Origin of the sequence: Exiguobacterium sp. RIT341 (assembly GCF_000632205.1) — a bacterium.
In the GTDB taxonomy this organism is placed as follows: Bacteria; Bacillota; Bacilli; order Exiguobacteriales; family Exiguobacteriaceae; genus Exiguobacterium_A.
This window is the reverse complement of record NZ_JFYW01000011.1, coordinates 91,370-105,083: the sequence shown is the minus strand read 5'-3', so window position 1 is coordinate 105,083 and position 13,714 is coordinate 91,370. Positions and strand designations below refer to the sequence as shown.

The 13,714-nt window shown below is 43.7% G+C and carries 16 protein-coding genes and 1 riboswitch; of the genes, 4 read left to right on the top strand and 12 right to left on the bottom strand.

All coding sequences use genetic code 11. The annotated features are described in order from the left end of the window. Nucleotides 1–45 precede the first annotated feature (45 nt). The 6 genes from BW42_RS14145 to BW42_RS14120 form a co-directional block, all read right to left on the bottom strand. Nucleotides 46–387: a hypothetical protein gene (locus tag BW42_RS14145; RefSeq protein WP_231496924.1), complete on the bottom strand. Its 342-nt coding sequence runs from the start codon at nucleotides 385–387 to the stop codon at nucleotides 46–48. Between the two features lie 113 nt (nucleotides 388–500). After that, complete coding sequence (thiE, locus tag BW42_RS14140; RefSeq protein ID WP_035412485.1) at nucleotides 501–1,139, bottom strand: thiamine phosphate synthase; 639 nt, start codon at nucleotides 1,137–1,139, stop codon at nucleotides 501–503. After that, entirely contained in the window at nucleotides 1,129–1,896 is a 768-nt protein-coding gene (thiM, locus tag BW42_RS14135; protein ID WP_035412483.1) for a hydroxyethylthiazole kinase, read from the bottom strand. The genes thiE and thiM overlap by 11 nt, the downstream gene beginning before the upstream one ends. Beyond that, complete coding sequence (thiD, locus tag BW42_RS14130) at nucleotides 1,877–2,680, bottom strand: bifunctional hydroxymethylpyrimidine kinase/phosphomethylpyrimidine kinase (RefSeq protein WP_035412481.1); 804 nt, start codon at nucleotides 2,678–2,680, stop codon at nucleotides 1,877–1,879. Before thiD ends, thiM begins: the two co-directional genes overlap by 20 nt. 115 nt (nucleotides 2,681–2,795) lie before the next feature. Next, nucleotides 2,796–2,906, bottom strand: a riboswitch (TPP riboswitch). Between the two features lie 64 nt (nucleotides 2,907–2,970). Further along, the gene (locus BW42_RS14125) at nucleotides 2,971–4,248 is read right to left on the bottom strand and encodes a murein hydrolase activator EnvC (protein ID WP_035412479.1); all 1,278 of its coding nucleotides are present in this window, start codon (nucleotides 4,246–4,248) and stop codon (nucleotides 2,971–2,973) included. Between the two features lie 202 nt (nucleotides 4,249–4,450). Further along, entirely contained in the window at nucleotides 4,451–5,896 is a 1,446-nt protein-coding gene (locus tag BW42_RS14120) for a murein hydrolase activator EnvC (RefSeq protein ID WP_035412477.1), read from the bottom strand. 264 nt (nucleotides 5,897–6,160) lie between these two features. Between BW42_RS14120 and mce the strand changes: the two genes are divergently transcribed. Next, complete coding sequence (mce, locus tag BW42_RS14115) at nucleotides 6,161–6,571, top strand: methylmalonyl-CoA epimerase (RefSeq protein ID WP_035412473.1); 411 nt, start codon at nucleotides 6,161–6,163, stop codon at nucleotides 6,569–6,571. Nucleotides 6,572–6,618: 47 nt separating this feature from the next. On the opposite strand, the gene BW42_RS14110 is transcribed toward mce, so the two are convergent. From BW42_RS14110 to BW42_RS14095, 5 genes are all read right to left on the bottom strand, one after another. Beyond that, nucleotides 6,619–7,131 (bottom strand): type 1 glutamine amidotransferase domain-containing protein, encoded by a 513-nt coding sequence (locus tag BW42_RS14110; RefSeq protein WP_035412470.1) that lies wholly within the window; start codon nucleotides 7,129–7,131, stop codon nucleotides 6,619–6,621. A 27-nt stretch (nucleotides 7,132–7,158) separates the two neighbouring features. Continuing rightward, nucleotides 7,159–7,332 (bottom strand): hypothetical protein, encoded by a 174-nt coding sequence (locus BW42_RS16465; RefSeq protein ID WP_197026247.1) that lies wholly within the window; start codon nucleotides 7,330–7,332, stop codon nucleotides 7,159–7,161. Nucleotides 7,333–7,358: 26 nt separating this feature from the next. Further along, nucleotides 7,359–7,793, bottom strand: coding sequence for an organic hydroperoxide resistance protein (locus BW42_RS14105; protein WP_035412467.1), 435 nt, complete (start codon nucleotides 7,791–7,793; stop codon nucleotides 7,359–7,361). A gap of 176 nt (nucleotides 7,794–7,969) precedes the next feature. Continuing rightward, nucleotides 7,970–9,307: a hemolysin family protein gene (locus BW42_RS14100; RefSeq protein ID WP_035412463.1), complete on the bottom strand. Its 1,338-nt coding sequence runs from the start codon at nucleotides 9,305–9,307 to the stop codon at nucleotides 7,970–7,972. Nucleotides 9,308–9,499: 192 nt separating this feature from the next. Continuing rightward, on the bottom strand, nucleotides 9,500–9,988 hold the full coding sequence (locus BW42_RS14095; RefSeq protein WP_231496923.1) for a DUF456 domain-containing protein: 489 nt from the start codon (nucleotides 9,986–9,988) through the stop codon (nucleotides 9,500–9,502). A gap of 273 nt (nucleotides 9,989–10,261) precedes the next feature. On the opposite strand from BW42_RS14095, the gene BW42_RS14090 reads away from it, so the two are divergent. Both BW42_RS14090 and BW42_RS14085 read left to right on the top strand, forming a co-directional pair. After that, nucleotides 10,262–11,746, top strand: coding sequence for an aldehyde dehydrogenase family protein (locus BW42_RS14090; protein WP_081780441.1), 1,485 nt, complete (start codon nucleotides 10,262–10,264; stop codon nucleotides 11,744–11,746). Nucleotides 11,747–11,806: 60 nt separating this feature from the next. Further along, nucleotides 11,807–12,196, top strand: coding sequence for a tautomerase family protein (locus tag BW42_RS14085; protein WP_035412460.1), 390 nt, complete (start codon nucleotides 11,807–11,809; stop codon nucleotides 12,194–12,196). Nucleotides 12,197–12,304: 108 nt separating this feature from the next. Here BW42_RS14085 and yidD read toward each other — a convergent pair whose 3' ends face one another. Beyond that, the gene (gene yidD, locus BW42_RS14080; RefSeq protein WP_035412458.1) at nucleotides 12,305–12,589 is read right to left on the bottom strand and encodes a membrane protein insertion efficiency factor YidD; all 285 of its coding nucleotides are present in this window, start codon (nucleotides 12,587–12,589) and stop codon (nucleotides 12,305–12,307) included. A gap of 104 nt (nucleotides 12,590–12,693) precedes the next feature. Between yidD and BW42_RS14075 the strand changes: the two genes are divergently transcribed. Next, the gene (locus BW42_RS14075; RefSeq protein WP_035412456.1) at nucleotides 12,694–13,659 is read left to right on the top strand and encodes a quinone oxidoreductase; all 966 of its coding nucleotides are present in this window, start codon (nucleotides 12,694–12,696) and stop codon (nucleotides 13,657–13,659) included. The last annotated feature ends 55 nt before the right edge of the window (nucleotides 13,660–13,714 follow it).

Here is a 13,714-nt window from a genome sequence, read left to right as displayed (position 1 = left end):
TTTCTATTTCTATATTGCACCATGAGAAACAGGACATTTGCAAGTTCAGCGCATCCGCCTACGAATGAGCCAAAATACAAACCATCCCCCTACGTAATCACCGATATCCCAAACGATTCGATTTTGATCGACCGCACGTACACCGATATCGATGATCTTCGTACTCTCCAATCGATTCCTATAACGCTTACGTAATCGAGAAGGAATCGGGAGACGAAGCAGTATTCGATAATAGATGTCTAAGTGGGTGTGTCCCCAAATTTCTGTAGCGATCGAACTTGTCTTGATATACAACGGACGTTTGTAGCGTCTTTCATACTTTTCCTTCAGCAAGAGAGCCATTTCATAAGATACACGATTAGGACGCGGAAATAAAATTTTCCCCAAATGGTAGATCCCCCGATTATCCACGCGAATGATTTGTGGTTCCAATCGATACCGGATCCAATAGCCCCGAAAACGGATCGTCTGCCATTTCAATACAATCACCTCTGAACGGATTATACCCTGTTCTGAAGAGATTGATGCCATTCCCATACAGCATCTGTCATATGTTGTGCAGCACGTCGTCGATCTTCTTTAGCAAAAATTTCCGAGATGACCGCATATCCTTCTAATGGGATAGGAAGAGAAGCAACATTCGTTGCCGTAATTCCACCAATGCCGATTAAAGGTAAGCGCACGGCTTCGCGAATCGCTTGAAGCATCGTGTGTGACATCGAGTCGGCGTCTGCTTTCGATGACGTCGCAAATAGAGAACCTACACCTAAATAAGATGCTCCATCTCGTTCTGCTTCAATCGCTTGCGCGACGGTTGCTACCGATACGCCGATCACAGTGTTCGGTAAGAGACGTCGCGCTGCGGTTAGAGGAATATCTTCTTGTCCGATATGCAAACCAGCTCCGACAAGTAACGCAATATCAATTCGGTCATTGATAATCAAAGGAACATCATGACGATCCGTCAATCTCTTTAACCGGACTGCCTGTTCGAAGAATTCCTTTCCCTGCGCTGTTTTTTCCCGTAATTGTATAATCGTTGCACCACCTAAAATCGCTTCTTCAACGACCGTTTCGATTGCGACTCCCGGATGATATCGACGATCTGTCACCGCATAAATGGAATAATCAATTGACATGTTCTACCACCTCCATCAAATCTTGCTCCGTCATCAGACTGATTGCATTGAACAACTCTCGTTTGAAATTACCTAGACCTTTTTCTGATGCTGCCTGTTCTCCTGCTTTTCCCATGATAAATGTTCCGTGGACTGCTGCCTCAAACGCAGAATATCCTGCACCAAGAAAACTCGCAATCAAAGAAGCTGTCATACACCCCGTACCTGTGACGTCTCCGAGACGCGGCGTACCTACTTGTAGTTCCACTTCGCGCATGCCGTCCGTGATGTAGTCGATTGGACCTGTGACGACAATGACGGACTTTTGTTTACGAGCGAATGCACGAATGATTTCTCGATCCATGATCTCATCACTAGCAGCATCGACTCCTTTTGTTCGTCCATTCTCCCCAAGCAATGTCTTGATTTCTGAAGCATTTCCTTTAACGACCGTACATCCGAGTCTACTCAATTCTTTTGAAAAGGACGTACGCAATGATGTAGCTCCCGCTCCAACTGGATCAAGGATGATCGGAACGTTCAAGCGTCTCGCTTCGCTTGCGGCGAGTCGTTGAGCTGCTTGCATGTCTGCATCAATTGTTCCAATGTTCAAGACAAGAGCTTGCGCAAGTCGAACCATCTCTTCCACTTCGCGAATATCCTCCGCCATGACTGGAGATGCGCCAACGGCGAGTGTGACATTGGCGCAATCATTGATCGTGACTGTGTTCGTCAAATGATGAATGAGTGGTTTGTGTTTAAGAATGGTCGTAAACATGTGTATCCCTCCAAAGTGAATGAAAATGATGTGTCGGTCCAATCCCTTGTCCGAGAGCAAATCCATGACGAATCGCCTCTGTAACATACTTCTTGGCCTGACGTACACTGTCCGGTAAAGCTTCTCCAAGTGCCATCCGTGCCGCAATCGCTGCAGATAAGGTACAGCCTGTTCCATGAGTATGTTGATTATCTAACCGATCTGATGTGAAACGGTATTCCTCTTGCCCGTCCCATAATAAATCCGTGGCAGCTCCCGGTAGATGTCCACCTTTTAGCAAGACGGCTCCAGTCTTCATAGCCAACTGATGCATCGCCAGTCGAATCTCCTCTAGATTAGTAACTGACTGCCCTGTTAAGCGCTCTGCTTCCGGTAAATTTGGTGTGACGAGTGTCGCAAGTGGCAGTAACTCCGCGATTAGTGCTTCCTCTGCCTCCGTCCGCAATAGGGCATGCCCGCCTTTTGCGACCATGACAGGGTCTAGTATGATCGGAACTGTCTGTTTGCGAAGATGTGTTGCAATGACGTGAATCGTTTGTGCATTCGAGACCATACCGATTTTGATAGCATCCACACGAATATCTGAAAAGATTGAAGCTAATTGGGCATCAACGATTTCCGATGATAACTCTTCTACTGCTTGAACGCCCAGTGTATTTTGAGCCGTTACCGCCGTCAAAACACTCATCCCATAAACGCCCAATGCCGAAAATGTCTTTAAATCTGCCTGAATTCCAGCTCCACCACCGGAGTCAGATCCCGCAATCGTCAATACATGTTTCATATTTTTCTCACCTTTCCATCGAGCAATGTAAGGGAGTTGTTACCGACAAAAAAAGCGTCGACCGCTGTAAAAAAGCAGTCGACGCTATACGAAATCGTTATCCAACCATTTCGGTATCCGTTCGGCTCAACTTTCCTACGCTGGTATTATCCAGTTCAGGTAATAGGGTCGAAAACAGATTGGTTTTCCTCTCAGCCGGATTCCTCCAGCTCCCCTAGTTGCTCAAGTATTCATTTCGCCTTAACTGTAGCATAGCGGCAAGAAAAAAACGAGCCGAAGCTCGTTTTGAATTATAGGTATGCTAATGGATTAACTGCATTCAGAGGAGAAGAGGCACTGTACTGATAGCCTCCGACATGTAGTTCGAAATGCAAGTGTGGTCCTGTTGAATTCCCAGTACTACCAAGTGTTCCAACTTGCTGACCTTGAGAAACTGTTTGTCCTGCATGAACAGATAATGAACTCATATGAGCGTAGACTGTCGTATAGACTTTTCCGTCAAGGAAGTGAGAAATCATGACGTGATTTCCATAAGGCCCACCACCTGAAGCTGTAATGACCGTTCCAGCTGCTGCTGCGACGATTGGTGAGCCGACCGAACCACTGAAATCGACACCATTATGGAACGTATAGCCGTTCGCACCGCTTGCTGGTCCAAACCCTTGTGATACGCCACCAGAAGATGGACGAACGAATTTCCCACCGCTCGAAACAACGGGTGGGGCAACTGAAGTAGGTGATTCTGAACTCTTACCTGCTTGTTTTGCTGCTTGAGCATTCGCTTTAGCGGCTTTTTCAGCTGCTGCTTTCTCGGCTGCTGCTCTTTCAGCCGCTGCTTTAGCTGCTGCCTTCGCTGCCGCAATCGCACGTTCTTGAGCTTCAAGTGTGGCTTGTAGTTCTTTCGCGTCTAGAAGTTCTGTCGTAAACTTCGTCTTACCTTTTCGTAATTTTTTAAGCGTAGCACTGCGTTCTTTCATTTGAACTTTCAACGCTTTTTTTTGTTCGATTAATGTTTTCTTCTCTTCAACCTGCTCCGCCTTTTTTTCAACGAGCGCTTGTTTTGCTTCCGCTAGCTTTTGTTGGGTTGCGATGTAATCCGAAATCATTTTATCATCTTGCTCCGCGATTTTTTTCCCTGCCATGACACGACTAAATAAATCACCTAAATCCTTCGATCCAAAAATGACTTCTTCCCATTTGATTGAGTTTCCATCGTTTTCTTGGAAGACACGTAGACGATCACCGAGTAGTTCTTCTTGTTTTTTCAACATCTCTTCGTAGCGAACGATGTCTGCTTTTAATTCATCGATTCGCAAATTCAATTTCTCGATTTGTTTATTTTTTTCGGAAATCTGAAAAATCTTTTCGTTGATCGCTGCATCGATTCGATTGATTTGACGTTGTTCTTTCGAAATTTTCGACTCTTGTTTTTTAATTGCTTTTTCTAATTTACGTTGTTCTGCGGCATTTTCAGCCTTTTTTTCTTTGATCGTTGCTGCTGCAATTGGTTGTGTTCCTGTTATAAGTAATGCTCCTAAAACAATGGTAGAAATTAGTTTTTTTAGCATATATCGTTTTCCTCACTTATGTTTTTCATATTTTATTATAGTATTCAAGTTTCTCTCATATCTGAAATAGATTATAGCACCCTAATCGTTTCAAAAAAATTTCATTTACATTTCAAATGAAAACGTTTTTTTGTAATATAATCATTTATTTTTTGAAAATCGCAAAAAAAGAACCGCTGCATAAGCAACGATTCTTTACTGTTTAAAACATCGTCATTGGGTTCACTGAGCTAGCTGGACCAGTTGCACTATAGCTGTATCCACCGACGTGGATTTCAAAGTGTAAGTGTGGACCAGTTGAATTCCCAGTACTTCCACGTAAACCGATTTGTTCACCTTGACTGACGCGTTGACCTGCGTGAGCATTGAGTGCGCTCATATGAGCATACAATGTTGTGTACGTTTTACCGTTTAATTGGTGAGCAATCATGATGTGGTTTCCGTAAGGACCACCACCTGATGCTGTAATGACTGTTCCTGTTGCAGCTGCAACGATTGGAGTTCCAACCGGACCACCAAAGTCGATCCCGTTATGGAACGTATAACCGTTTTCTCCACCTGCTGAGCCATAGCCTTGCGTGACAGCCCCAACCGTTGGATGGATGAACAGACCACCGGATGATGGTGACGGTTTAGGTGTCGCAGGTGCTGACGGTGTTGGCGCAGCTGGTGCTGGCGCAGGTGTAGATGCTTTTGGAGTCGATTGTTTCGTCGAACCAGAAGGTTTCGCGGCTTGCGACGCTTTCTCTTGTGCTGCCTGCTGAGCCGCTGCTTCTTTAGCTGCTTGTTGCTCAGCTTCTTTTTGAGCCGCTGCTTGAGCTGCTTCAGCTTCTGCTCGCGCTTTTGCTTCACGTGCTGCTTGAGCTTGACGCTCTTTTTCGATACGTGCTTCACGTTCACGTGCTGCCTTTTCAGCTGCAATCGCTTTTTCTTGAGCAATCAGAATTTGCTGGACTTCTTTTGCATCCATCAATTGTGTTTCAAATTTCTCTTTTTTCTTACGTAATTCTTTTAAGCGTTTGTTTCGCTCTTTTAATTGCGATTCAAGTTCTGCTTGTTGGCGTTTCAATTCTTGCTTTTCAACAACCAATTGTGCTTTCTTGTCTTTCACTTCTTGTTGTGCATCCGCTAATTGCTTTTGCGTATTTTGATAATCCGTGATCATTTTATCATCTTGCTTTGAAATCGATTTTCCGGCCATGACACGACTAACGAGGTCACCGACGTTTTTTGCCCCAAAAATGACTTCTTCCCATTTAATCGAGTTCCCGTCATTTTCTTGCATGACACGAAGACGATCCCCAAGTAGTTTTTCTTGGCGTTTTAATTTCGCTTTATACTTTTCGATTTCCTTTCCAAGTTGAACGATTTCTCGTTCCGTCGCCTTAATTTGACGATCTTTCGTTTCGACAGCAAAGATCTTTTCATTCAAGGCTTCGTCTAATCGATTGACTTCTTGTTGCGTCTTAGAAATTTTTTGACCCTCCTGATTAACGGAAGACTCTAAGTTTTTTTGTTTTTTAGCATTGTCTTGTTGCTGTTGTTCGTTTTTAGCTTTCTGTTCACTTAAATCGTCAGCTGCTGCAAAATGAGGTGCTGATGAAAGAACTAGTGCGGAAACGATGAGCGACGCGAACGTTTTTTTCATGTAGTATTCCCTCTTTTTCTCTAGTAGTATGTCGATGAATTATATGGAATAACAGTTACGTTAAAATTAAATTCTATAATAGTTTTTCTTATTTATAGGAACGTTTTTGATTATAGCATTCATTCCTCTTCCATAATATTTCAGTGATATTTCATTTTAAATAAATTGTTCCTCTTCTATGTAATAGAAAATGATGGAAAACAGCTTCCCATTGCAACTTTGATTCATTTTTGGGAAACTGAAGCGAATGGAGGGAAACATCAGATGAAACTAGATCATACCGGCATCGCCGTTCGCGATATGCAAGAAGCAATCTCATTTTATACAAAAGTACTTGGTGGAACATTAACAAAAGAGTACTCAAACCCCGCACCTGGTGTCGCTTCCAACATCGCCGTCATCGAGTTCGATGATGCGCATATCGAGCTGTTGACACCAACTAGCCAGGATAGTCCAATCGCTCGTTTTTTAAAACAACGTGGAAAAGGAGTCCATCACATTGCCTACCGTGTTGATGATTTAGATCAAGCAATCGCCGAAGCAAAACAACAAGGCTTAACATTTTTAGAAGATACGTATCGAACGACGCCGTTTGGACGACGACTGATTTATATGAACCCTCGTCATTCACATGGGGTTATCACGGAACTCTGTGATTATCCAGAGAACTCATAAAAAAATCAGCACTGCGACAACGCAGTGCTGATTTTTGTTTTATACGATTAGCCGAGTTTTGCAACGATTTCTCGATTGAATGCAGGAATGTCATCCGGTTGTCGACTTGAGATAAAATTATCATCAACGACGACTTCTTCGTCCGCGAAATCTACTCCAGCATTTTCTAGGTCGATGCGAATTGATTTATAACCTGTCATTTTTCTTCCTTTAACGATTTTGGCGTTAATCATCAACTGAGGTCCATGACAGATCGAGAAGATCGGTTTTTTTGACATATCGAATTCTTCGACGAATGAGACGAAACGCTCATCTTCGCGTAGTAAATCTGGTGAAAATCCACCTGGTATCAAAAGGGCATCATAGTCTGCCGCCGATGTCTCATCAATTGAGAGATCAACGGTTACTTTTGCATCTTCCTGTTTACCAACAAGCTCTGCACCTTTTTTGGCACCAATGACAGTAATGTCGTGCCCCGCTTCTTTTAACGCATCAACCGGTCCAGTGAATTCTACATCTTCAAAATGATCGGCGAGTACGACTGCTACTTTTTTAGACATGTGATTCATCTCCCAAGTTATTTGAATTTAAATCGGATCTTCTCCGCGATCTCGTGGAGAAACCGGATCATCTGGCATCTCGTTTTTCCCTTTTAGGATTTCCTTCTGCTGCTCCTCTGTCAGTTTCCGTTCTTTATCAGACAGACGATCCCGTTCATCTTCCAATTTTTCATTTGGACGATCGGTTTCTTTTGGTGCCATCGAAAACCCTCCTTAAGGATGTATTCTTATAACGAATCGACGACTTTAACAGAAAGGTCAACATCGATGTTGCCACGAGTCGCTTTTGAATACGGGCAGAAATTGTGTGTCTTCTCAAGTAGTTCTTCTGCTTCTTCTTGCGATACCCCAACGACTTCGACGACGAGTTTCGCCGCAATTTTCACACCGTTATCCGCTTCGTCCTGTAAGAGGCTGACTTCTGAATTCGTCCGCGTCTCGACTCGTTTTTTCGCTTGGCGCGCCATCAAATTGTAGGCACCATCAAAACAAGCGGCATATCCTGCTGCGAATAACTGTTCCGGGTTTGATGTCGGAATGTCTTCTTTGCCTTTTGTTCCAGGCATGACTAAATCAAGATTAATGACGTTATCATCTGAAGCGACTTTCCCGTCGCGACCACCGACTGCAGATGCGCGTGAAGTAAGAATGACGTTTGACATGATAGAAAACCCCTTTTCCTGTTGAATTAAAAAAAGACTTTTTTGCCACATAAACAGTAATACCCGTCACTGGCGGAGATAAACACAAGGAGTGTTCAATTCCTTTACCCTGCCATTCTTTCAATAACGAAAAAAGACGATGAACTTAATGTCCATCGTCTTTTGATTTTGCTATTCTATCCGATATCCTCTGTTGCAACTTCTTCTTGATCAGGCAATTGAAGATAAATCGACTTCACTTGGTGGTTATCGACTTCCATGACCTTGATCGTATACGCTTGATAGCGGAATTCTTGACCACTTGATACTTCTGTATCCTGTGCCATGACCCAACCACCAATCGTATCAATATCTTCTTCTTCAATACCTAGGTTAAAGCGTTCATTTAAGTCATCAATTAAGACACGACCTGAAATCCGGTATAATCGCTCATGAATCTGTTCGATATCCGCTTTCTCATCTTTATCGAATTCGTCTCGGATTTCTCCGACGATTTCCTCCAATATGTCTTCCATCGTGATGACACCAGCTGTCCCTCCGTATTCATCAATGACGAGTGCCATTGGCGTCCGTTCCACCTGCATCTTCAGCATCGCGTCTTGAAGAGGTGAATACTCGGATACGATCGGCAAGTTGTGGATATAATAACTTAATGCTTTCCCCTTGTTCGCCATATGGTCCGTAAATAATTGTTTTGCATTGATGAAGCCAAGTATTTTATCCTTATCTCCTTCTTCCGCTACCGGATAACGTGTGAACTGATACTCTTCAACGAGACGAATAATGTCCTCCATCGATGCATCGTTCGAAATCGTGATTAAATCTGTCCGCGGTAACATGATGTCTTTCGCGATCCGCTCATCGAACGAGAAGATATTTTGCATGTAGGAAAGTTCGGTCTGGTTGATTTCTCCACTCTTGTAACTCTGCGTCATGATGATTTTAATTTCTTCTTCCGAGTGAACTTCTTCGTGACCAACAGGTTCAACACCAAACAAACGAAGAATGACCCGGGCTGAACCGTTCAATGTCCAAATGAAAGGTTTCATGACCTTACCGAACCAATAAAGCGGTGGTGCGAGTAACATCGTGATGGCTTCCGTCTTTTGAATAGCCAAGGACTTAGGAGCGAGTTCTCCAAGCACGACATGAAGAAACGTTACAATTGAGAATGCAAGGACGAACGAAATGATCGTCGAAACGGAGTTTGGGATGTCGATTTCTTCGAACAACATACTGAGAATCGCACCTACCGTCGATTCTCCTAACCACCCGAGACCAAGCGCTGTCACGGTAATTCCAAGTTGACAGGCTGATAAATAATAATCCAAATTCTCAAGTAGCCGCTTCGCTACTTTCGCAGTCTTGCTTCCTTCTGTAATCAACTGATCGATTCGAGACATTCGCATTTTGACGACCGAAAATTCGGCGGCAACAAAAAAAGCGGTTAAAATGATGAGTAGTGCAATGACGAGTAGTCGAATAATGATCGTCGTCGTGTCGAATGTCTCCATTGAGTGTGTACTGTCCAATCGTTTCCCCGAAGAAAGGGGATTCACCTCCATTAATATAAAGCCAGATGCAAAGGCATCTGGTCGTTTACAGCAAAAAGAAGCTTTATTCTTTCAAAGCTTCCTTACTTTTTCATATTCATACTATAACGGAACTTTTGCAAAATGTGTACTTGAAGACACGATTTCAATCGGTCAGACCACGTATAGGATGAAGATTACAATCATGAGCAACATCGCGATTCCCTTTAACAACGCACTTGATAAGATACCGAGAACCGTACCGATTCCTACTGAAACGGCTGTTTGCCATGTTTTTTTACTAATGATTTTTTCCGTCAAGATGGCAAAGACGAACGGGAAAATCAATAGTCCGATTCCTGGTAAAATAAACGGTCCAGCAATCAATCCCACTGTCGTCGCGATTTTAGCCGCTTGAGATCCTCCCCGTCGATCAACAGTGTAGGCGCTGACGAGATAATCCAGTGTGAACAAGAGAATGATAAAAATCGCTTGAATCACCCAAAAACTAATCGATAATTCAGAGAAACCGAATCCGAATCCATAAATCAAAAAGCCTACCACTAAAATCGGCGCACTTGGGATGATCGGATATACGAGTCCTGCAAAAGCGACGAGAAAACACACGACGATTAGACTCCATAATAAAATTGTCACTTCCATCCCTCCCTTCTTCTAAAGTTCTTGCTTTTATTACGAACGTGAAGAGGCAAAGGTTTCATCAAGCGCTTGTTTCAATCGTCCTTCTAAAAAAGAACGATCCCACTCATTTTTATAGCATTATATTGGTTAAATTCCTGGTTTAAAGTTCTTTAAAACCCGCTTGACTGACTGATTTTGAGCAATATGTTTGGTAGAAGTGTATGGATGTGTTTTACTTCTTTTCATAACGTGAATAACTTAATTGTTATAATAACGAATGGAGGATGAAATGAGATGGCTCAACAAAACGAAGCTACATTGCATACGGATTTTACGAAGATTTATATTGACGGTCAGTGGCGCACAGGCGCAAGTGACAGCAACATGACGAACACAAATCCATTCACTGGAGAAGAGCTCTTTACGATCTCTGCCGCGAACCAACAAGATTTAGATGATGCGTATGAAGCGGCTCAAGTTGCTCAAAAAGACTGGGCGAAAGTTCCTGCCTTAAAACGCCAAGGTCTCATCGAAAACTTCCTGAAGGTGTTGTACGAAGAAAAAGAGACTATCATCGATTGGCTAATCAAAGAGTCAGGAAGTACACGTATTAAAGCGGAAGGTGAATTCCTTGCCTCAGTCTTGATCGTAAAGGAAGCTGCTACCTTCCCATTACGGATGCACGGTGAAATTCGTCCATCGGTCGTACCAGGCAAAGAAAACCGAATCTATCGTAAAGCACTTGGCGTCATCGGTGTCATCAGTCCATGGAACTTCCCGTTCCACTTAGCTGTGCGGTCGATCGCTACTGCTATCGCTATTGGGAATGCAGTCGTCGTTAAACCGGCAACAGACACACCTGTCTCAGGCGGTTTAATTTTCGCTAGCCTGTTTGAAAAAGCTGGATTACCAAAAGGTGTTTTAAATGTTATCGTCGGTCGTGGTTCAGAAATCGGTGACGCCATCGTCGAACACCCTGTCCCACGCTTGATTTCCTTTACAGGATCAACTGAAGTCGGTCGCCACATCGGAGAACTTGCCGGTAAACACCTGAAGAAAACAGCGCTTGAACTTGGCGGAAACAACGTCTTCGTCGTACTTGATGATGCTGATCTCGATCGTGCGGTTGAATCTGCTGTCTACAGCAAGTTCTATCATCAAGGTCAAATCTGTATGTCGACGAACCGAATTCTTGTCGCTTCTTCGATTCATGATGAGTTCGTCGAAAAATACGTTGCTCGTGTGAAAGAATTACAGTATGGTGATCCATCACATGACCGGACACAAGTCGGACCACTCATCAATCAATCACAAGTCGAACGCATCCTTGAAGATCTTGAAAAAACAAAAGCTGCCGGTGCAACCGTTCGTGTAGGTGGAGAAGCAAAAGACAACGTCATTGCGCCAACTGTCGTCACAGGCGTCACGAACGATATGCCGCTTGCTAAAAATGAAATCTTTGGACCAGTTGCCGTCATCATCCCATTCGATACAGATGAAGAGGCACTTGAAATCGCAAACTCTCTTCCATACGGATTGAGTGGTGCAGTGCACGGTTCATCTATTGAACGTGCGACCGCTTTTGCACTGGAAGTCGAGACAGGTATGATTCACATCAACGACCAATCGGTCAACGATGAGCCACATATGCCATTTGGTGGTGAAAAAGATTCAGGACTTGGTCGCTTTAACGGTGAATGGGTGCTTGAAGAATTCTCAACTGTACAATGGTTGTCCGTCATGCATGATCGCCGCCAATACAAACCATTCTTTGAATAAATAATCGAGAGCAGGGAACTCTTCCCTGCTCTACATACTTAAAAAAGGAGCTGAACGGTTATGCCATTATTACGATTCGACGTCATTGAAGGACGTTCTGAAGAAGAGTTGAACGTGTTACTCGACACTGCACATGACGCGATGGTCGAAGCATTCGACGTGCCGGAACGTGATCGGTATCAAATCGTGCATACGCACAAAGCCCACGAAATGGTCATTCAAGATACAGGTCTTGGTTTTAATCGGAGTAAAGATATCGTCCTTATCAGTGTGACAAGTAAAACGCGGACGAAAGAGAAGAAGCAACGTCTCTATCAATTGCTCGCTGAACGATTAGAAGCAAATTGTGGACTTGCTCCGACTGATTTAATGGTTTCAATCGTCGAAAATGATGCGGCAGACTGGAGTTTCGGTCTCGGTGAAGCACAGTTTTTAACAGGTAAACTATGAGCGTTCAACAAATGAAACAATTAAAGGGGGTGTGTTACCGATGATTTCCGGTAACACACCCCCCTTTTTCTTCATTCATTAAACTATTAACATAAACCCTAACATGACTTATTCCACAGTGACTTCGACCTTCTCACGGGGATTTTCTCGCTGTAACGGCGCTTTCCAACTAAACTGATCAGGTTCTGGAACGAAATCGAGACCTCCTGGATGAAACGGTTGGCAACGGAGCAAACGGCGTGTCGTCAAATAACTCCCTTTTACTGCACCATGACGTTCAATTGCCTCCATCCCGTAATGGGAACACGTCGGATAGAATCGACATGTGGCTGGTTTCATGGGAGAAATGACTTTTTGATAAAAGCGAATGCCTCCCATTAAGACACGTTTCATAACGTCCCTTCTTTCTTCTTTTTTTCTAGTGTAACGCATCTGTCCATCATTTTCAGATGTTCTGCTTTATACTATAAGCAGATTTAAAAGAAGGATGTGTTGAGATGAAGGCATTAACATTCCACGAATTCGGAGGTTCTGATGTATTACGCTTCGAAGACGTGCCAACGCCAACAATCAGCGAACAGGAAGTTCTGATTGAAATGAAAGCGATCGGTCTGAATTTTGCAGATATTTATCGTCGAAAAGGAAACTATCATTTAGAAGGACAGCCTCCCTATATTTTAGGTTACGAAGGAGCAGGAGTCATCACCGCAATCGGTGCAGCCGTTTCAACGTTCCATGTAGGTCAACGGATTGCTTTTGCGGACGTTCCGCTTGCGAACGCTGAGTACGTGGCGGCACCCGTTGATAAATTGATTCCGCTTCCTGACGGTATCTCATACGAAACAGCAGCTTCTGTCTTATTACAAGGATTGACGGCACATTATTTGACTCGCGACAGTTATCACGTTCAACCAGGAGATACCGTCTTAGTTCACGCTGCTGCCGGTGGCGTGGGGCAATTACTGACACAACTCATTCGTTTACTTGGTGCAACTCCGATTGGCTTAACTTCTTCTCCCGATAAGGCACAGATCGCAAAAACTGCCGGTTGTGAGTCTGTCTATTTGTACTCAGAGAACTGGGTCGAGCAAGTGCTTACACAAACTTCTGGTAGAGGGGTCGATGTCGTTTATGAGTCTATCGGTTCTACGCTAATGGACAGTTTCCATGTAACGAAAGTACATGGGACCGTCGTCTTCTATGGTATGGCAGGCGGTGATCCCGCACCTGTCGATCCACGTTTTTTAATGGATACGTCCAAAACATTAACAGGTGGCGACCTTTGGAATGTGTTAACGTCTTCTGAGGAACGCATCCGCAGATCGGGTGAGCTGTTTGATTGGATTTTATCTAGTCACCTTAACCTGTCCTCTCCGACAATTTTTGCTTTATCTGATGGAAAAGCAGCGCATGACTTTTTAGAAAGCCGACGTAGTACAGGAAAGTTACTGTTAATTCCTTAATCATTTTCTAGAGACGACTCTCCGTGAGTCGTTTTTTTGTGTGAAATTGGAATTA

Coding starts and splice junctions, on each gene's coding strand:
- thiE (WP_035412485.1), bottom strand. CDS start 1,139: ATGTCAATTGATTATTCCATTTATGCGGTGACAGATCGTCGATATCAT.
- thiM (WP_035412483.1), bottom strand. CDS start 1,896: ATGTTTACGACCATTCTTAAACACAAACCACTCATTCATCATTTGACG.
- thiD (WP_035412481.1), bottom strand. CDS start 2,680: ATGAAACATGTATTGACGATTGCGGGATCTGACTCCGGTGGTGGAGCT.
- BW42_RS14125 (WP_035412479.1), bottom strand. CDS start 4,248: ATGCTAAAAAAACTAATTTCTACCATTGTTTTAGGAGCATTACTTATA.
- BW42_RS14120 (WP_035412477.1), bottom strand. CDS start 5,896: ATGAAAAAAACGTTCGCGTCGCTCATCGTTTCCGCACTAGTTCTTTCA.
- mce (WP_035412473.1), top strand. CDS start 6,161: ATGAAACTAGATCATACCGGCATCGCCGTTCGCGATATGCAAGAAGCA.
- BW42_RS14110 (WP_035412470.1), bottom strand. CDS start 7,131: ATGTCTAAAAAAGTAGCAGTCGTACTCGCCGATCATTTTGAAGATGTA.
- BW42_RS16465 (WP_197026247.1), bottom strand. CDS start 7,332: ATGGCACCAAAAGAAACCGATCGTCCAAATGAAAAATTGGAAGATGAA.
- BW42_RS14105 (WP_035412467.1), bottom strand. CDS start 7,793: ATGTCAAACGTCATTCTTACTTCACGCGCATCTGCAGTCGGTGGTCGC.
- BW42_RS14100 (WP_035412463.1), bottom strand. CDS start 9,307: ATGGAGACATTCGACACGACGACGATCATTATTCGACTACTCGTCATT.
- BW42_RS14095 (WP_231496923.1), bottom strand. CDS start 9,988: ATGGAAGTGACAATTTTATTATGGAGTCTAATCGTCGTGTGTTTTCTC.
- BW42_RS14090 (WP_081780441.1), top strand. CDS start 10,262: ATGGCTCAACAAAACGAAGCTACATTGCATACGGATTTTACGAAGATT.
- BW42_RS14085 (WP_035412460.1), top strand. CDS start 11,807: ATGCCATTATTACGATTCGACGTCATTGAAGGACGTTCTGAAGAAGAG.
- yidD (WP_035412458.1), bottom strand. CDS start 12,589: ATGAAACGTGTCTTAATGGGAGGCATTCGCTTTTATCAAAAAGTCATT.
- BW42_RS14075 (WP_035412456.1), top strand. CDS start 12,694: ATGAAGGCATTAACATTCCACGAATTCGGAGGTTCTGATGTATTACGC.